Raw genomic sequence first — 17861 nt, forward strand, 5'->3', positions numbered from 1 at the left:
TTATTGTATACATTTAGAACAGGGGAATGCGTGATCTTTTGCGCATTCCTCTCTGCTATAATAGGGTTCACTTAAAACTTCATTGGTTAATACCGTACAGTTATTTTTATGGTAATATTTTTTACCGTCATCTTCCGTTATAAAGTAGGTTCTAGATTTGCTGATCCTGGCTCCCCCATAAGCATAACGATTATAAGTATCAAGAGTACCTGTCTGGTAAGGATATCCCTGAAAGATCACAAATAGGCTTATATCGTCAATGGTTCTATCCCAGTCAGTCCTATCTATACTTGGCAGCCAGAACTTGTAGGTTATACCGAATTGTCCTGCAATATCATTATAAGAATTAATATAGATAGCCATGTTCTTCATTATCTCATTAATCACTGTGTTTCTACGTGTTTCATCAAATAAGTCATCCTCCTTAAGAAAAGGGCTGGCAATTGAATCTTTTAAATCTTTGTAATCCCCTTCTATAACTGTATTGCTTTGCTTATCGATAATCCTGATATAGTTATCAAGGGTGAAACAGCAGATTACCTTTTCATCTTCATATACATAGGGAATTTTTTCGCTCCACCGTCTTCTTAGAATCTTTTCTCCATTCTTCTCAATGACTTCTGAATAGTTGATATAAAACCCGTCTCTATCCGTAATCAGGACAATTGGGACATATCTTCTTAATTGTTCTTCCAGCGCCGATTCACCGATTACCCCAAAGTTAGCATAAAGTGAAGTAAAGAACTGATTGACTGCTTTTTCCTTGTTGGTATGCAGAACACGGCTGCTATCCTCCTCCACCAGGAAGTAACAGCCGTCATCAACAGCATTGTCTATAGACGTATTGTAGGCATTGGACTTTTCAGTGACTGCCTCAAGCCCATTTAGTCTGATATCAAGTATACAAAAAAGCAGTATCTCAAATATTACAAATATGAAAGCAAAATCAGTCAGCTTCATCCCGAATTAATCCTCCATAAGTAACCAGAATTGATATCTCTTCACTCTTTCTTTTAAGCAAGAGACTCATCCTTTGCGCCAGTGTTCTATTGCGGTTCATAACTCTGACTGAAATATAATCACCTTGTGAAAATCTATACTCCCGCCCTTCATCAAAAGCTCGTAGTATCTCCTCTTCATAGGTATTATAATAATAACTGCTGATTGTATCTGATACCTTATCTGTAGCTTCATCATAGTCCGGTGCTATCATTTTATGGGCATGAGTAATCCTGATACTATAAAGATTACCGGTTTTATCAATTCTATTGATATAATCATAATACATAGTCTGATTAAGCACCCCCTCTGCCCTGATACTATCAACAAGCTTAATTGTCTCCTCGGTTACATACAACTGACATATGGAATCCTGTTTCTGCGCAGTATACAGCAGTGGAGTAATAAATAATAACAGGACTCCGGCAAATATGGCTATCAATTTACTAAACGCATTCATTTTAAGCCTCCTGCTAATTATTTATCTATAAGTGTAAATATAATTTCTTTAATTGATGAATTTTGCTCCCTTGTCTCGGAGGTTTTTTCATCGGAATTAAAGTCCTCCAGTACATATTCCTTACGATAAATACCTTCCGGTAAAGTAGTGTAATCAAAGCTGTCTCTTTCAAACGAATCCGGTGTATAAAGCATTCCGTTAATATTAATATTTACCTCCATTGAACCGGTAAGTAAACCAATAATTTCTCCTCTGGTGGCAATCAGTATAGGCTCATCATCCGTATAATTATCGAATTCCTGCTCTTTAATAATGTTCTGCCTATACATTGAAATCTGCAGCAGGGATATACTTTGCCCAATATTATTAAACGTAAGGAGTAAAAAGCTGACAGCCAGGCAAAAAAGTAAAGTGTATGCCATCAATTCCAATAATTTATTAACCTGTTCCATAATTACTTCTGTGTAAAAGAGATTCCTATAATGGTTGAATTCGTATCTCTTAAAATAGCTCCCGTAAATTGCGCTTTCTGGTTAATATAATAATTACTGGTTATCGTCTGTGTATCCTTTACTGAGGCAGGGCTCACATCTCCGATTTTGGTATCTGTATCTGTTAAGGTTCTATTGTAATAAACAACAGACTTCTTCGTAGTTACCTTTACTGCAATGTCCTCATTCTTAAACTTATTGATAGCATTAATTACTTCGCTGCCTGTTACATCCAAACCATCGTACATAACCTTATCCGACTCTGCAAATTCCTTATTCATTCGGCTGATCTGACCGGTCCCATTGGTTGCTGCGGCATTTGCTTCACGTCCGATATAAAATCCCAAACCAATTACAAGACAAGTAATTATGACACCGGCAGCCAGAATTAATCCTTTTAATGAATTTTCCATACTTTTATCTCCCTTAATTGTTTAATGTGTGGTTGAATTTTAAATTTTTTAAAACTACTACTCAAAATTCTAACCTTACTGATATACGTTTCCCTTTACAGCGCCTTTCTTACCCTCCTTTCATATTTATCTGCTCAATATAAACCTTGAACATACTAAGTCCTTCTAAAACAAAGGGAACTATAATATAGAGACCTACTGTTAAAGCGAATGGCACAAAAGCTATCATCTGTCCTAATATTGCTTTTTCCTGAATACTGATTTCATTGTCCAGTGCTCTTTTTTCCAGATAATTCGTTCTCTCTTGCTCCACATCATCAAAAGCCTGCTCCAAGCCAATCTTATCACTGTTTTGCAGTTCTTCAATCAGTTTGTAAAAAGGCTTAAAAGGTTCCTTGCTCTTTAGCGCTTCCAAAGCCTCCCACTCACCCAAAGGCAGGTTAATGCTGCAGGTTCTTAAGGAATCTCGAAAGACATAAGAGAATTCTTCCATCCATTCAAGAATCAGTGACGTGTCAGCTCTCTTTATATGCATAAGAATCAAGATGACTGACTGAAAAGAAAATACCTCATCTTCCATCTCCCTCTGACGCACTTTCTTAAGCAAAAGCAGAGTTATATGGGGTATATGATAAAATCCCACAGCTGCCAGAATAGTAGCCAGAAATTCATACCACTTAAAGTACTCTCCATTGATACTTTTAATTTTACGATAGATATCTTCTGCTGCAATATCCTGAAGATTCTTATTCTTTATAATTCCTTCATCTGTCACTATTCCTTTGATTTCCTGATAGCTCATCTTAACTTTTAAATATTTTTTCGTATAAAAGACTACTGCCTCCGATAAATCCAGTGCTTCCTCATCGGATAAAGCACTGGTACCATAGGGCAAAGCATTTGGTTTCAGGTCACTCTCTCTATTTTCCATATGGATAAAAAGAATCAGCATAACACAGCTTAAAAAGCCTGCTGCACCATAGAGGAGACTTTTTAATGTAAATTGCTTTATCGTCAGGGATTCACCATTAAGCCGAAGAAACTCCTCTCTTTTCTTTGCTTTCCCGTAATTCTTGCTTAAGAAATTTTCTAAAATATGATTTATTGCTCTTTTGCCGCATAGTGCCTGAAGGAAGATATTATTTACTGGATATACACTCCTCCCCTCACGCAGGGTCACAAGAAGCTGATAGGAGAAGAAGGTAAAAAGAAACAGAAAGAAGATAATAAGAATTCCAGGTGTTCTATTATAGAAATTATCAAGTTGAGGAAGACTGTTAACGGCCCATGCCTCTATTAATTTCAGAAAAATTATTGGAAGGACAGCAATAAGTGTTAACCCGGAAAATAAATGCCGTATTTTATCTCTTTTGATAATTTCTATATGTATTTCCTGCCTTAAATAGCGGATATTCGTAAGAAAGAGTGATTGCCCATCTACTTTTGTGTCACCAAAGTTCTGGATAATAATAGAAAGATTTAAAAAAGATTTTAAGAATCTATCCGGTATATGCCGGTTATAATCCTCCCTTTTCTTCACTGCTTCCATATCGGTCAATATGTTATAAAAGCATTTAGCATGAAGTTTTATTGGGTTTTTACTAAGTTCCATAGCATCATAGATTGCTTCATCTATCATACCATGCATTTGATATATCTGTCTGATTTCTGAAAGGAACACATCAAATTGAAGTAATAACCTCCTTTTTTCTCGCTGTTCCTCAAAAAGTATTAAACTGCTGCTGCCTGTATACAGATAAAAAACTGCTAAAAGTACATAATACCAGCTTCTGTCAAAAGAAAATAAAACTGACAGGATTATTACATCGGCTATCAATATCTTTAAAGCAAGCCATACAACTCTTTTTTCTGCCTCAGCTTCTCCTCCCGGATATAGGATTTCATATCTTTTAGCCAAACTCTTTATAAATCTTCTGGTTAATAGAAACCAACTGAAAAAATCATAAATACGGAATATGTAGTTAATCCCCGGATTCATACCTTCTGTTCTATAAATGCTAAAGCTCTCCCGAAAAATAATTCTTTTCTTTAAACAAAAGTATAACACCGAAATTCCAACTGAAAAAAAGAATAAAAGTACTATAATTAAACGAATCATTGCCCTATTATCCATAAGTCTTCCTATCCTCCCTGTTACAATAGACCATAGTTTCGGAGAACTTTAAGAATTCTTCTTTTTCACTGTCCGGGAGATTCTCACAGATACGCTTCTTGTTTCTTTCGGATAAATGCCCGGGGAATACATACTTTCCTTCTTGAAAGGTGAGAATGTCTTTGGTTTCAAAGGTTCGCGGGCTAGTTCTTCTATGATAATATTCTCTGGTAGCATCCACTAGTCCAGAAGGCAATTCTTTATTATCATAAGGTAATATTTCGGTAATTCTTGAGATATAGCGGTGTCCATTCTTATTCTCCATATGGATATCAATTCCGATAGAACCTGCCGCCTGATATTCTGCCAGACTTTCATTGTGAAAACCACCGGCTCGAAGCTGTGCTATTTTTAAATATGAAATGAAATCTTCTGTTGTTTCTGCATGATGAGAACAAAGTGTCATTTTAGAGATTCCGGATATCTCAACAAGGTAATTGGCAGTTTCATGTGATGCCACCTCTCCCAGGATCAATACTGTGCCATCTGTTTTTTTCATGGTATTTAAGATCTCCTGACCACTCACAGCAGAACTTTCTCTTAAAGAAAGAATGTTTCTACCAGGATAGGCTTTATTGAGATTCAACTCATAGACCTGTTCAAATACGCGGATAGGATAGATTTCTTCAATAAATTGAACTAAGAGCTTTAATAGAGTTGTCTTTCCGCTTCCCATCTCTCCGGTAATAACCATAGATAAACACCCCTTTACCATCCAGCTTAACAGCTTGATGACCAGCTCACAATTTTCTTCTGTTATGATTCGCCCAATATCCATATTGGTAATTACATCATGCTTTCTTACAAAAAATGCCCAGCCGGAAGCCACTGGAGGCCTGAATACCACTACTCTGGAGCCATCCTTCATATCATTAACCATAAACCCTTTTGTCTCACTTAATAGACCGGGGTGATTGTTGCGATATATGTTCTTGCATACCCGTATCAATTCTTTTTCATTGGGAAATGATAAAAATGCAAGGCATATAGTCTTACCCTGATAAAAAATCCAGACATCCAATAAGCTGGTATCTGCATTCAATGTCTTTCTCCTTCGTTGGTCCGTACTTTTATAGAATCCTCTAAAACTTTCTTCTAAATTACCCCCTGAGCTTTCTGCAGATAGTTCAAATGAGGATATTCCGCCTGAAACTCCGTCAATCTTCATATCTCTGATTGCATCTATTACTCCAAAGCCTCTATACTGCTGATACACTCTTTGCGTAATTATCTTAATCTTATCATCATACTTTAGACGGATTCCTTCCTCAAAATATACTCTATTAATATCTTCTCCCGTGACAGAATAATAGCTGCCACTGTCAGTTTTTTTCAAGTTATCCAGCTTATGACTTTCAAAAAGCTTAATAAGCCCCTCTTTCCCATAATTGACCTTATAAATATAGAGAAGTATTTCGAATTTGTCTTGGGCATCTAAACGGGTTGAGTTTTCAAAAGGTATAATATTATCGATAGTTTCCTCATTTACTCCTTCCAATGATCGAATAATTTCTTCCATATAATCTTTGATATATTCCTTTGCTTTCTCGTCCCCGGCAGCACATTCTTTTAAGTTCTTTCTTATAAGTCTCCTGATATTTTCCCTTTTTTCTGTTTCCGTTTGATTTAAATTCAATTCTCTGAAATCTCTGCCAAGTATATCTTCGAATACGAAATCCACAGCATTAATAAACCCTTCTATCGTAAGCTCATGATGAGGTGGCAGCACTTTCACTGCTTTTAGAAATCTCCTATATGCCAACATAATAAGAAGAGAGCATATCAAAATAATCAGCAGTAAATTAAGTACCAAACCCTGTTCCTCCTTTATCCGCGGCCTTCGTAATTAACAGTTCAGTCACTTTTGATATCCTTTCAAAAAAGTCACTTTTGTCAGTTTTATTTCTTATGGTCAGATTTTTTAGAAACATTTCCTGGCATTTTCCTTCTGAAATAGCATCCATAAAAGCCGTATAATAAGGTATTGTATATAACCTACCTTTTAACTCTTTGTATGTTTTTTCAAGGTTCCTAGGACATATGATAGAATCTCTATGATAACTTCCAATTAAAAAAATTGTCTTCTTTAATGGGAATTGATACTGTATAAGGCTATTCTCTATCATGTCCTTATTCTGGGAAAGCGTAACTATCAACAAATCAGCTTCTTCCCAGAGCATAGTAGAAACCGGATTACATCTATGAGAAGCATCAGTGAAGATCATGTCATAATCTTTATTTAAATACTGGTATAAAGCCGGCAGATATGTTAATAGTTCCTCTTCAAGGGTTTTACTGTAAACCTTTAGAGTACCGGGAAGCAGGTGAAGTCCTCCCTTTCCTAAATCCAGTGTATAGTCTTTCAGAGAGTTAGTGCCCTCCTTTATATTTCGTGTTCTTATCAATCTAAGAATTGCATCTAGACCAATATCCTGCAGCAGCTCTTTCTTAGGCATTCTACCAAGAAGACGTTCTTCCAAATCACTGCTGCCATAATGGGTCTGTGTCAAAAGTACTTTCTTCTCATACTTATATGCTGCCAAAAGAGCAGTTGCCATAAGGGATGCAGTTGTGCCTGTCTTACCTGCTACCGGACTCCAAAAAACAGCATGCATCCTAATGCCTCCTTTTTAGTTCTTTTTCTGCCAGCTTTATTTCATTCTTTCCCAATTTAAAAACCTCCTGTAAGATATCCCATATGAAAAATTTCACACTTGGTGAGAGTTCTCGATAACTTAAGCTATTATTATATTGCAGTGCAGCCATAGCTTCTCTATCAGAATCATCCAAATAGAAATAATAGCTTTTCTTCTCATCCAATCCCTTTACCTGCAAAAGCTTATGTATATATTCTTCTTTCATGCCCTCCGGAATCTCTCTCAAAAGAAGATAAACATTCTTAAATTGTATCCCAAGAGGCTCAATAACAGCTATGTTGTGCAAACCAGTATCCGTTACTAAGAACAGCGTATTACAGCCTTGTAAGCCCAAATGATTAACATTATTCCCATAATCTGCAAGAACAAAGTCATATTCCTCCGACGGTACCAGATTGATATCTTGTAAAAAATTTATTCCTTTATAACAAATCTCGGTCCTATTTCTTACTTTCGCATCAGACAAAGGAACACAAAAAGTCAGGGCTTTCTGACAGGAATTATCTGAAAGTAATATTTTTCTCTTCGCAGCGGTAAGCATCGCAGCAAGGTATATAATTAAGTCATAACTGTCCGTCCCTGCAAACCCTATACAATTAGCTTTACTCGGCATATTCAACCTCCTGGTCTTGTTCATAGGAAGCTCTGTCCTGATTAAAATTATAACCTTCCTCTATTGTATCCTTTGAAATTCCAGCTGAAGCTTCATCATCCAGTGGTATAGTGTATTGTGTTGATACCTCTGACGACTCTTGTCCCTTAGTTTCCTCCGATGTATCTGTTACCTTATCAGATACTTCTGTGCTCTTCTGTTTAGAAGCTCCTACTTTTCCGGTAATATAATATAGAGGACTACTGTTAGAACTATCTATGATTCCACCGCTTTCTGCATAAGTATCTGATTGGCTGCTGCCATATTGACTATAATAATTTCTCAATCTCTCTTCCAGACTTCGTCTATCCAATTCATTTAGATATTCTCTGGCTTTTACTATAACATTTGGATCTTTTTCTATCAGTTTTAATACATTTTCATTTGGAGAATAGGTTACTGAAGAAGGGGTTTGATAAGAAGCTGCTATGTATCTTGTAGTATATAGATAGGACCCGGAGTTTAAATAACAATCAACCAAAGCCGAAGAGATAAGGTGGATTTCTTCCGGTAACAGATTCATATATAAATAACCATTTTCCCAATCAATACGACTGATATAGCTCTTACTTAGTACAATATAGTCCTCACCGTCAGGGTATCGCAGCCTGATATCCGTATAATCTCCTTTCTTAATATTCTCACCTGCAATATTTAATGAAAATTCCAGTTCACGCTGGCCATCCTCTATTGTAGTATTCTGGGTCATGTTTTTTAGGACCTGGGTTCCTTTCGGTATATCCACTAATGCCTGTCCTCCGATATCTTCAGCCTTTATGAAACTGCTCTGTTTCTGTCCGGATAAAGTAGTTTTAAGCTTTACCATCTTCTTGGTGATAATCTCACCGGCCCTAATATCAGAAGAAGCTTCATAAACTGTGACAGTATAGCCGGCCATTTCCTGTGAAATAACTTTTATTTTTTCTTCATAGAAGTCTTTGATTTCGGAATATCCCAGGAAAATACTGACTGGTAAAAGAATGCAGAAACTTAAGGCTAGTACCCTTTTTACTATCTGCCTCTTTGGAAGCGGCCTTTTTAGCCTTTTACTCATTTTATTTGTCCTTTCTATCATATTGAAAACAGCTCTGATTTCAGTTTTTACATCCAAGGGACTTATCTTGTATTCGTTGCAAAACAGCAGATACATGCCTTATGCTGTTTATAAAGGGATAGTTTGGATGTTCACTCTTACATCTGTAATTACGCATCATAAACTCTACGACCCTTCCCTGCAAAATTGCCTGGCTATACTCCATATTATAGGGAATTGGGATTATCCTTGAGAGCTGAAAGGAATACTTACTGGAAATATTACTGATTTGTGAATTGTTATTTTTCGATAGGTTCAGAAGAATAATGCATTTTGATAAAAGAGAAGAATAATTACGAAAAAACTGCTCTATCACATCCTGTTGCGGCATTAGGGTAACTACTACAATGTCGACTTCCTCCAGTATGATTTTAGAACTTAAATTATTTTCATTTGAGGTATCAATAAAAGTATAAGGAGCAAAGTTCTCACTTGCCCATAAGATTTTCATAATGTTGTCGTTAAGGGTATAGTCAAATATGGATTGATTAAAATGATTTCCCGTGGGAAGATAATATAAAGAATTTATTAGAATTTCAACAGATGCTTCTTTCATAAGTTTCTCATTCTTCTTGTAGAAGAGTTTTTTCTCTTTTGGATGTAAATCATGCAGTGTCCACATTTCTTCCTGCATTTTTCCATTCTGTACTTCGCTGTAATAATATCTGCGTTTTTCCTGCTCCTTCCACATCTGATTAATTATGTGTTCGAGCCCTCTATATCGGTTAGTGCCTATGGTATTCTTGACCAACTTTTGATCCTGCCTGTGAATAAGCATATTTTCTAGCGGATTTTTCTGATAGTGATTTTCTAATAGCATTGTTTTACAGGAGCTCTCAAAGGCCATAGCTATGCTGACACAGGCTAAGTTACTTGTAACGCCAATGCTGCCTCTGGCGCTGCTCCAAAATGCAATTTTCATATTTGGCTCCCCTCTGTGTGCTTCCGTGCACATACACAATCTCCACTTTTTCTTGGAGTATATTCCTAAATATGTCAATATCTCCTTGTTATAGTATTAAAATCGTTATACCGGCATAATAATAACACCTCACTTGTTTAGAATACTTCGGGAAAAAAGGAATTAAAATTGAATTAAAAGATATAAAAGAAGAATATAAGATGTAATTATATTATATGAAAATAATGGAAATGTAAAGTGATTTTTTCAATTTCTTTAAAACAAAACTAAAATAACTCCACCTCAAGGTGCAAAACACCACAATCTCCGGAATTATGATAGTTAAAAAAGGTAAGACTTAATCAAACTTAAATAGACCTCTCATCTGCTAACCATTTATGAGAGGTCTTTTTAAATTTGTTTAGAATAATATTTCAGATTTTTTCCTTAGTAATCTGGCTCCGTTTACAATCACCAGAACGCCGCTGGCTATACCGGTGACAATAAGCAGAATTCCAATAATAAGATTGCCTACCCCGACAGACTTCATGGTAGTATAGATTTTCTCACTCATATCCAACTCCTGTCTGCTGCCTGTTGCAGCACTTTCGTAAGTTTCCAAATTCAATACCTTACAGCCTGCAAGCCGACTGCTATAAAAACCTAATAGATTCAGTGCGCTCCGTATTGCTTATAATAATTCTCTATTGCACTTTTCAGAGCATCATCTATTATGACATTTCCATTATAAGGCTTATTATACAAATGTTCAACTACTTCTTCCATCGTTACGATAGAAGTTGTTTGAATGCCATAAACTTCTTCAATCTCCGCCAGTGCACTCTTTTCCCCCTGGCCTTTTTCCATACGGTCTACCGATACTACAAGCCCTAAAACAGTCACCTCTCCCTGGGCATTTAGTATGGGCATTGTTTCACCGATAGAGGTTCCTGCGGTGGTAACATCTTCAATGATTACGATTTTATCCTTATCATATATAGGGCCGCCAAGAAGTATTCCCTTATCACCATGGTCCTTCACTTCTTTTCGGTTGGAACAGTAGCGTATATCCGTGTCATAGAATTCACTGATTGCCATGGAGGTAGCAACACTTAAGGGAATCCCTTTATAAGCCGGCCCAAAGAGTACATCAAACTCCAGCCCAAAGGCAGATTTAATCGCTTTCGCATAATACTCCCCAAGCTTTCTAAGCTGTGAACCGGTACGATAATAACCTGCATTGATAAAAAATGGTGTTTTACGTCCGCTCTTTGTTGTAAAATCTCCAAATTTTAAAACTCCGCAATCCACCATAAATTCGATAAATTCCTGTTTGTACTTTTCCATCTTTTTCTCCCTTTCCTGATAAGAATATTGCTCCGCTAGTTTACACAACCAATGATTTCATTGATATCATTTATACCTTCATTTACAAGAAATGTCTGTATTCCTTCAATTACTTCCGCAGTTGCCATAGGATTTCTAAAATTCGCAGTACCAACCGCAACAGCTGTTGCTCCTGCCATCAAAAATTCAATGGCATCCTCTCCGGTCATAATTCCGCCCATTCCAATAATAGGAATTCTAACAGACCTAGCAGCCTGGTTCACCATACGTAAAGCAACTGGTTTGATAGCCGGTCCTGACAAACCTCCTGTTTCATTGGCTAAGACAAATTTTCTTTTATGAATATCAATCTTAGTTCCGGTAAGGGTGTTAATTAAAGACAATGCATCCGCACCACCTGCCTCAGCTGCTTTTGCCATCTCTCTGATATCCGTTACATTCGGGCTTAACTTCATAATCACAGGCTGTTTGGCATACTTTTTTACCTGTCTTGTAATCTCTTCAACCGAACAAGCATTTTGTCCGAAAGCAATTCCTCCTTCCTTTACATTAGGACAGGAGATATTGATTTCTAACATATCTACGTCACATTCACCAAGGCGCTCCACTACCTTAAGATAGTCCTCCGTGGTTTTTCCACAGACATTTACAATAACCTTGGTATCATATTTCTTTAAAAAGGGAAGATCTCTGTTTACAAAAACCTCTACTCCGGGGTTCTGAAGCCCTATGGCATTTAACATGCCGCTTGCAGTTTCTGCAATTCTCGGAACCGGATTGCCGGTCCAGGGGGTAAAGGATACTCCCTTGGTGGTCACTGCTCCTAGCCTGCCTATGTCCATAAAATCAGCAAATTCCATACCCGACCCGAAGGTACCGGAGGCTGTTGTAACAGGGTTATTCCATTCCACACCTGCTATGGTAACTTTTGTACTTATCATATTTAGCTCCCATCTGCGTGCTTTAGCACGCGTACGAAATCAGGGGGAGTGAAAGATTTATCTTTCACTCTTACCTCCATGTGATGCATTTTGGCACATACTTAAATCAAAGGTGGAAATTGCTTTTGAATTTCCACCTTGAGCTGCCTAATCACGGTATTGGCTAAATATCGCTGCAATACCTCCGCTTTGAATCCTTAGATAAGTATAATTATAATTCAATTTCTTCCGCCAGAAACACAGGACCTTCTTTGCATATTCTTGTATTATTTACATGAGTATGGTGATCTGTATCTTTCGTCTTGCAGACACAGGCTAAACAGGCACCAATGCCGCAGGCCATACGTTCTTCCAAGGACAGCCAAGCAGTTATATTATGTTCCTTGGCATATGCTTTCACGCCTTTTAACATAGGTGTCGGACCACAGGCATATATTACATCTGCCTGCAGTTCATTCTGCTCTATGGCATTAATAACATTTCCTTTCACTCCACAGCTTCCGTCCTCTGTGGATAAGTATACCTGCCCGTATGGAATAAACTCTTTATCAAGAAATGTGAGATCACGGTAACCTAGTACAATACTTTTTTCACAGTCCAGTTCTTTCGCCAGTTCCAGCATGGGAGGAATTCCGATACCACCTCCGATAAGGATAGCTTTGACCTTACTGCCGCTAAGGGGAAATCCATTTCCAAGAGCTCCCATTACATCAATCCTATCCCCGGCTTTAAGCCCCGCGAACTCCTTCGTTCCCTTACCTGCCACACGGTAAACAAGCCGCAGGGCGGTTCTATCTTCACTTATTTCGCAGATGCTAATAGGCCTTGGAAGTAATTTGTCTTCGCTGCCGCAATACAAGGATAAAAACTGCCCGGGCTTTGCCTCTTTCGCAATCTTTTCTGTCTCCAGCCACATACTAAAAATTCCAGGTGCTGCTTCTGCCTGGGATATTATAAGGGCTCTATCATAAACTGCCATGGTCTTCTCCCATCTGTGCCATTTTTTAATCCCATACATTATAAACGAAAACAAAATCCAGTACAAGTACCATTTTCACTTTCTTTCTATTAAGGCTTCCGTTAACTTAGAATGAAACGAAATCAAGAATTAATTTCCATTTTCCAATACCTGCTTCCATCCTTTGCCCTTAATAAAAGCTTTTCATCTATCAGACCTCTTCTTAACAGGAAGAAGTCACCAAAGGTATGCCATCTGTTAATAATCTCATTCACTTCTTTTTCGGAATAATCAGTTCTGCTTTCAAATTTGGTACTAATGTAATAAAGTACCGCCATTTTACGTTCTTTTTTGGCTGGCCAGCTCTTTATCCGCTGGTTTTCATCGATAAACTGAGCGATTGATTCAAACAGTTCTTTCTCATCCTTAAATCTTTCTATTAATATATTATCCATTTTAAGCTCTCCTTTTTCTTTGTTCATTTATTAGGAAAATTGTATATTTCCTTTAACTTCAATCCATTACTGTTACACTTTCTCTTCTTTCCATTACATTGTCAGCCAATATTCCTTACAATCCGTGGTTCTATCCATAAAGCCATATTCTATCAGGTATCTTCGCAGCGTAGGATAGTCAGAATAGATTGACTTAAGAATACTGTTAAGCTCCTTTTCCTCATAGTGCCTGCCTTTTACAAATGATTCTGCTATCTTCTTTAAAACTACAATTTTTTTCTTCTCTTTTGCCGGAAATCCCTTAAGCTTTAGCGGTTCCAGAGTGTAAAAAGCTGTATCCAGTATCTTTTTCTTCTCCTCCTCTGTAGTGATATATCTGTCATCCACCATAGTGGCACCGGAATGAATGGGAATTAGATTATCCGCAAGTATCGTATTCTCCTCTGCCAATTCATAGGCTGCCAGTAACATCCTTGCCTGCTTTACCTTCTCTCTGAACATAAACTTCTGATGCCTGATAGTAGATGGAGTAACTTCAAGCTGTTTTGCAATTTCATTATCACTTAACCCTTTGCCCATAAGCAAAAGAATCTGTTTCTGATTATCCGTTAAAGTCATATACTTGCTTTCTGACTTCAACAACGTTTCCAAAGGTGCTCCGTGAACCAAGTAGACATGCTGCATCGCTGCCTTTCTATATTCATAAAAATGTCCGTTTATGGGATAAATCTCTCCTTGCATAAACCTTTCTCCGCAATATCTGCAGATACATTCTCCTCCCTCCTTATCAGAGTACTCATATCCATTCTTTAACTCTTCCACGCTAAAATCATCCGCTTTCATATTTCCAAAATCTCCTTCTCACTTTAAATTGCTAACTAGCTATAAATTCCTTTATTAGATTTTTCCATATTCATCTTGTAAGACGTATCTATAATCTTTCTTCATTCATCTCGAGGAAGTTCCTTTTCATGATATTGATTTATCGTCTATTTCAACGTAGCTCATGCATTACATATTGTATATCAGTTTATTATTTTAATAAACTTTATTATATATTAGTTTATATTATTTTACAACATTATTTAATTTTATTATAAAAAGCATTCAATTATTTTAAGATAATCAAAAAAATAAAACTACCTCCTTTCAAAATACGCAAAATAATAATTGAGAACTTCAGATGACCAGAAGAGTTGGTTTGTGAGTTGGTTTCGAGAGGTCCTTAATGACACTTAAGTGTCAGAAAACGTTACTAGGAAAAGCAGTACCACTGTTTGAGCGCAAGAACTTCCGGTGCCAAACTCACAAAACAACTCTTCTGGTCATCGTTCGCCTTTATTATTTTACATATTGCATTTCTATACATTTCCCATAGCATACAATGTAATTTCATTAGACACTCAATTTAAACTATGCTATAATTATCTTTTGTAAATATAAGATTACAGAAAGGGTATATAAAATGGCAGAAAAAAATCCTATTGTAACTATTGAAATGGAAAATGGCAGTCTTATAAAACTTGAACTCTATCCTGACCTAGCTCCTAATACAGTAAAGAATTTTATTTCTTTGGTGCAGAAAAACTTCTATGACGGAATTATCTTCCACAGAGTTATCCGTGGTTTTATGATTCAGGGCGGAGATCCGGAAGGTACCGGTATGGGAGGCCCAGGCTATTCCATCAAAGGAGAATTCTCATATAACCACTTTGAAAATAACTTAAAGCATACTGCCGGAGTCATCTCTATGGCAAGATCCCAAATGCCTAATTCAGCAGGTTCTCAGTTCTTTATCATGCATAAGGACAGTCCTCATCTTGATGGTTCCTATGCGGCTTTTGGTAAAGTAACAGAAGGAATGGATGTTGTTAATGCAATTGCAGATGAAAGAACAGACTATTCCGACAGACCGCTTACCCCTCAGGTTATGAAAAAAGTAACCGTTGAATTATTCGGAGAAGAATACGGCGAACCTGAAAAAATGTAATATGATAACAGGAGGTATTCTATGATAACAGAAAGATTACAGCATTTAAGAGCCTTAATGGCGAAGAATGGTATTCAGGCTTTTCTGCTGCCTACTTCGGATTTTCATGAGTCCGAATATGTAGGAAATTACTTTAAATCCAGAAAATATATATCCGGTTTCACCGGTTCTGCAGGTAGTGTGGTTGTTACCCTGGACGAAGCAGGTCTTTGGACGGACGGTAGATATTTTATTCAGGCTGCCAGAGAATTAGCCGGTACCGGAATTACCCTTTACAAAATGGGTGAGGAAGGTGTTCCTACCATAGAGGAATTCCTTTTTGATAAATTAAAGGAAGGTGAAGTTCTTGGCTTTGACGGCAGAGTTGTTAACGCAAAGTTAGGTCTTCGCTTAAGTGAGAAACTCTCTGAAAAGAAAATTACCATTCAGTATGATAAGGACCTGGTAGATGAAGTCTGGACAGACCGCCCGGCACTCCCTACTGCTCCCGCTTTTCTTTTGGAGGAGAAATACTCCGGTAAATCCACTGCTTTAAAACTTGAAGCAGTTCGAAGTGAAATGAATAAAAAAGGTGCCGCTTACCATATCATAACCTCACTGGATGATATCGCCTGGCTCTTTAATATCCGCGGAGGAGATATCGCTTATAATCCGGTTGTTCTCTCCTATGCGGTCATAACCGTGGATAAGGCTATCTTATTCCTGGACGAAACAAAGCTTTCAGAAGAAATCAAATCAACACTTAAGAATTTCAGTGTAGAAATCAGAGGTTATTTTGAAATATATGAATTCGTCAAAACACTTCCCGAAAATGAAAAAATATTATTGGATACTGCCAAAGTCAATTACGCAATCTATAAAAACCTTGGCAGCAGTTCTTCTGTTATTGATGCCCCAAATCCTACGGTTCTTCTTAAAGCTGTTAAGAATTCCGTCGAGCTTGAGAATCTCCGTAAATCTCATATCAAAGACGGTGTTGCAGTTACAAAATTCATCTACTGGCTTAAGAAAAACATTGGAAAGACTGAGATAACCGAAGTCAGTGCCAGTGACTATCTGGAAGATTGCAGAAAAGCCCAGGAAGGCTTTATAGACCTTAGTTTTAATACTATCAGTGCTTACAACGCCAATGCAGCTATGATGCACTACTCTGCCAGCGAAGAAAGCCATGCGGTATTAAAGCCCGAAGGACTTTTACTGGTAGACTCCGGCGGTCAGTATTTTGAAGGAACTACGGATATTACCAGAACGATTATTCTTGGCGAAATCAGTGATGAGATTAAGAAGCATTTCACCGCTGTACTTAGAAGTATGTTAAATCTTGCCGATGCCAGATTCCTTTATGGTTGTATCGGACAGAACCTGGATATTCTGGCCAGAGGCCCTATCTGGGATATGGATTTGGATTACAAATGCGGTACAGGCCACGGAGTTGGCTATCTTCTGAATGTCCATGAAGCACCTAACGGTTTTCGCTGGAAAAAGGTTCCTGAAAGAGATGACGGCTGTGTATTGGAAGAAGGTATGGTAACGACCGACGAACCAGGTGTATATATCGAAGGCAGCCATGGAATCCGTACGGAAAATGAATTAATCTGCCACAAAGGTGCCAAGAACGAATATGGCCAGTTCATGTATTTTGAACACCTGACCTTTGCTCCCATCGACCTTGAAGCAGTAGATACTTCTTATATGACAAAGAAAGAAATCGACAGTCTGAATCGCTATCACAGTGAGGTATATGATAAGATTTCTCCTTATCTGAATGAAGAAGAAAAGGTTTGGTTAAAAGAAGTAACCAAAGCTATTTAAGCCTTTATATAGTTTTTATATAAAAGAACAAGGAGCAATGTGGTTTATGGAAACCTGTTGCTCCTTGTTCTTTTCTGCTTGGTTATAAATTAAGGTGTCTTTGGAGCATTACTCCATTGGTATATCCTCAACCTCTGGGAAATAAGGTGACAGGAATGGATCTGCCTGCTCAGTAACTCCTCCACGCTTAAGTACAAGTACTTTAAATTTGTTTTCAAAGATATCTAGAGCTTCATCATCATACAGATATACAATTCCATAAGATCCTTGAGCCACATCTGCAATGAACTCCATAAAAAGAGTAACATGTGGTGCGGAATAATTGTGGTTGTGAAAGCCCGAAAAATGCAAAAAATACTCTCCGTTTGTCGGATATAGACTCATCAATCCATTATTCCAATTATTGTTATTAATATAATGTTGAATTTTTTCAACAATTTCATCTATGTTATCATCTTCAACAAAATATGCTTGTCCTCTGATGTTAATCCATCCATGATATTCTAACATTGCAGACCT

Annotated in this window: 19 protein-coding genes; 2 read left to right on the forward strand and 17 right to left on the reverse strand. The window is 37.3% G+C overall.

The window, feature by feature from the left end:
• The 16 genes from bsdcttw_RS18380 to bsdcttw_RS18455 form a co-directional block, all read right to left on the reverse strand.
• Nucleotides 1-960 carry a hypothetical protein gene (locus bsdcttw_RS18380; protein ID WP_185256275.1) on the reverse strand — a complete coding sequence of 320 codons (960 nt, stop codon included), beginning with the start codon at nt 958-960 and terminating at the stop codon, nt 1-3.
• Complete coding sequence (locus bsdcttw_RS18385) at nt 947-1459, reverse strand: hypothetical protein (RefSeq protein ID WP_185256276.1); 513 nt, start codon at nt 1457-1459, stop codon at nt 947-949. Before bsdcttw_RS18385 ends, bsdcttw_RS18380 begins: the two co-directional genes overlap by 14 nt.
• Nucleotides 1460-1476: 17 nt before the next feature.
• Nucleotides 1477-1911 (reverse strand): hypothetical protein, encoded by a 435-nt coding sequence (locus bsdcttw_RS18390; RefSeq protein WP_185256277.1) that lies wholly within the window; start codon nt 1909-1911, stop codon nt 1477-1479.
• A gap of 2 nt (nt 1912-1913) precedes the next feature.
• Complete coding sequence (locus bsdcttw_RS18395) at nt 1914-2363, reverse strand: hypothetical protein (RefSeq protein WP_185256278.1); 450 nt, start codon at nt 2361-2363, stop codon at nt 1914-1916.
• Nucleotides 2364-2472: 109 nt separating this feature from the next.
• Nucleotides 2473-4497, reverse strand: a complete 2025-nt coding sequence (locus tag bsdcttw_RS18400) for a hypothetical protein (protein ID WP_185256279.1) — start codon at nt 4495-4497, stop codon at nt 2473-2475.
• Entirely contained in the window at nt 4490-6349 is a 1860-nt protein-coding gene (locus tag bsdcttw_RS18405; RefSeq protein WP_185256280.1) for an ATPase, T2SS/T4P/T4SS family, read from the reverse strand. The genes bsdcttw_RS18400 and bsdcttw_RS18405 overlap by 8 nt, the downstream gene beginning before the upstream one ends.
• Nucleotides 6339-7151, reverse strand: coding sequence for a hypothetical protein (locus bsdcttw_RS18410; RefSeq protein WP_185256281.1), 813 nt, complete (start codon nt 7149-7151; stop codon nt 6339-6341). Before bsdcttw_RS18410 ends, bsdcttw_RS18405 begins: the two co-directional genes overlap by 11 nt.
• A 1-nt stretch (nt 7152) precedes the next feature.
• Complete coding sequence (locus tag bsdcttw_RS18415; protein ID WP_185256282.1) at nt 7153-7806, reverse strand: hypothetical protein; 654 nt, start codon at nt 7804-7806, stop codon at nt 7153-7155.
• Complete coding sequence (locus bsdcttw_RS18420) at nt 7796-8899, reverse strand: CpaB family protein (protein ID WP_185256283.1); 1104 nt, start codon at nt 8897-8899, stop codon at nt 7796-7798. Before bsdcttw_RS18420 ends, bsdcttw_RS18415 begins: the two co-directional genes overlap by 11 nt.
• Nucleotides 8900-8939: 40 nt before the next feature.
• Nucleotides 8940-9860: a hypothetical protein gene (locus bsdcttw_RS18425; RefSeq protein ID WP_185256284.1), complete on the reverse strand. Its 921-nt coding sequence runs from the start codon at nt 9858-9860 to the stop codon at nt 8940-8942.
• Between the two features lie 400 nt (nt 9861-10260).
• Nucleotides 10261-10413, reverse strand: a complete 153-nt coding sequence (locus bsdcttw_RS18430; RefSeq protein WP_207726429.1) for a hypothetical protein — start codon at nt 10411-10413, stop codon at nt 10261-10263.
• Nucleotides 10414-10511: 98 nt separating this feature from the next.
• Nucleotides 10512-11186: an orotate phosphoribosyltransferase gene (pyrE, locus tag bsdcttw_RS18435; RefSeq protein WP_185256285.1), complete on the reverse strand. Its 675-nt coding sequence runs from the start codon at nt 11184-11186 to the stop codon at nt 10512-10514.
• A 35-nt stretch (nt 11187-11221) separates the two neighbouring features.
• Nucleotides 11222-12127, reverse strand: a complete 906-nt coding sequence (locus tag bsdcttw_RS18440) for a dihydroorotate dehydrogenase (RefSeq protein WP_330602248.1) — start codon at nt 12125-12127, stop codon at nt 11222-11224.
• 211 nt (nt 12128-12338) lie between these two features.
• Nucleotides 12339-13106 carry a dihydroorotate dehydrogenase electron transfer subunit gene (locus tag bsdcttw_RS18445; RefSeq protein ID WP_185256286.1) on the reverse strand — a complete coding sequence of 256 codons (768 nt, stop codon included), beginning with the start codon at nt 13104-13106 and terminating at the stop codon, nt 12339-12341.
• 122 nt (nt 13107-13228) lie between these two features.
• The gene (locus bsdcttw_RS18450) at nt 13229-13540 is read right to left on the reverse strand and encodes a DUF2087 domain-containing protein (protein WP_185256287.1); all 312 of its coding nucleotides are present in this window, start codon (nt 13538-13540) and stop codon (nt 13229-13231) included.
• Between the two features lie 93 nt (nt 13541-13633).
• Nucleotides 13634-14383, reverse strand: a complete 750-nt coding sequence (locus bsdcttw_RS18455) for a DUF2087 domain-containing protein (protein ID WP_185256288.1) — start codon at nt 14381-14383, stop codon at nt 13634-13636.
• Between the two features lie 622 nt (nt 14384-15005).
• Between bsdcttw_RS18455 and bsdcttw_RS18460 the strand changes: the two genes are divergently transcribed.
• Both bsdcttw_RS18460 and bsdcttw_RS18465 read left to right on the forward strand, forming a co-directional pair.
• Nucleotides 15006-15530, forward strand: coding sequence for a peptidylprolyl isomerase (locus bsdcttw_RS18460; RefSeq protein ID WP_185256289.1), 525 nt, complete (start codon nt 15006-15008; stop codon nt 15528-15530).
• A gap of 21 nt (nt 15531-15551) precedes the next feature.
• Nucleotides 15552-17342, forward strand: coding sequence for an aminopeptidase P family protein (locus tag bsdcttw_RS18465; protein ID WP_185256290.1), 1791 nt, complete (start codon nt 15552-15554; stop codon nt 17340-17342).
• Between the two features lie 108 nt (nt 17343-17450).
• On the opposite strand, the gene bsdcttw_RS18470 is transcribed toward bsdcttw_RS18465, so the two are convergent.
• Nucleotides 17451-17852 (reverse strand): Imm7 family immunity protein, encoded by a 402-nt coding sequence (locus bsdcttw_RS18470; protein WP_185256291.1) that lies wholly within the window; start codon nt 17850-17852, stop codon nt 17451-17453.
• Nucleotides 17853-17861 lie beyond the last annotated feature (9 nt).

Source organism: Anaerocolumna chitinilytica, assembly GCF_014218355.1.
Classification (GTDB): Bacteria; Bacillota; Clostridia; order Lachnospirales; family Lachnospiraceae; genus Anaerocolumna; species Anaerocolumna chitinilytica.

What these genes read in the sequence shown, in the direction of transcription:
- bsdcttw_RS18380 (WP_185256275.1), bottom strand. Translation starts at nt 960, where the DNA reads ATGAAGCTGACTGATTTTGCTTTCATATTTGTAATATTTGAGATACTG.
- bsdcttw_RS18385 (WP_185256276.1), bottom strand. Translation starts at nt 1,459, where the DNA reads ATGAATGCGTTTAGTAAATTGATAGCCATATTTGCCGGAGTCCTGTTA.
- bsdcttw_RS18390 (WP_185256277.1), bottom strand. Translation starts at nt 1,911, where the DNA reads ATGGAACAGGTTAATAAATTATTGGAATTGATGGCATACACTTTACTT.
- bsdcttw_RS18395 (WP_185256278.1), bottom strand. Translation starts at nt 2,363, where the DNA reads ATGGAAAATTCATTAAAAGGATTAATTCTGGCTGCCGGTGTCATAATT.
- bsdcttw_RS18400 (WP_185256279.1), bottom strand. Translation starts at nt 4,497, where the DNA reads ATGGATAATAGGGCAATGATTCGTTTAATTATAGTACTTTTATTCTTT.
- bsdcttw_RS18410 (WP_185256281.1), bottom strand. Translation starts at nt 7,151, where the DNA reads ATGCATGCTGTTTTTTGGAGTCCGGTAGCAGGTAAGACAGGCACAACT.
- bsdcttw_RS18415 (WP_185256282.1), bottom strand. Translation starts at nt 7,806, where the DNA reads ATGCCGAGTAAAGCTAATTGTATAGGGTTTGCAGGGACGGACAGTTAT.
- bsdcttw_RS18420 (WP_185256283.1), bottom strand. Translation starts at nt 8,899, where the DNA reads ATGAGTAAAAGGCTAAAAAGGCCGCTTCCAAAGAGGCAGATAGTAAAA.
- bsdcttw_RS18425 (WP_185256284.1), bottom strand. Translation starts at nt 9,860, where the DNA reads ATGAAAATTGCATTTTGGAGCAGCGCCAGAGGCAGCATTGGCGTTACA.
- bsdcttw_RS18430 (WP_207726429.1), bottom strand. Translation starts at nt 10,413, where the DNA reads ATGAGTGAGAAAATCTATACTACCATGAAGTCTGTCGGGGTAGGCAAT.
- pyrE (WP_185256285.1), bottom strand. Translation starts at nt 11,186, where the DNA reads ATGGAAAAGTACAAACAGGAATTTATCGAATTTATGGTGGATTGCGGA.
- bsdcttw_RS18440 (WP_330602248.1), bottom strand. Translation starts at nt 12,127, where the DNA reads ATGATAAGTACAAAAGTTACCATAGCAGGTGTGGAATGGAATAACCCT.
- bsdcttw_RS18445 (WP_185256286.1), bottom strand. Translation starts at nt 13,106, where the DNA reads ATGGCAGTTTATGATAGAGCCCTTATAATATCCCAGGCAGAAGCAGCA.
- bsdcttw_RS18450 (WP_185256287.1), bottom strand. Translation starts at nt 13,540, where the DNA reads ATGGATAATATATTAATAGAAAGATTTAAGGATGAGAAAGAACTGTTT.
- bsdcttw_RS18455 (WP_185256288.1), bottom strand. Translation starts at nt 14,383, where the DNA reads ATGAAAGCGGATGATTTTAGCGTGGAAGAGTTAAAGAATGGATATGAG.
- bsdcttw_RS18460 (WP_185256289.1), top strand. Translation starts at nt 15,006, where the DNA reads ATGGCAGAAAAAAATCCTATTGTAACTATTGAAATGGAAAATGGCAGT.
- bsdcttw_RS18465 (WP_185256290.1), top strand. Translation starts at nt 15,552, where the DNA reads ATGATAACAGAAAGATTACAGCATTTAAGAGCCTTAATGGCGAAGAAT.
- bsdcttw_RS18470 (WP_185256291.1), bottom strand. Translation starts at nt 17,852, where the DNA reads ATGTTAGAATATCATGGATGGATTAACATCAGAGGACAAGCATATTTT.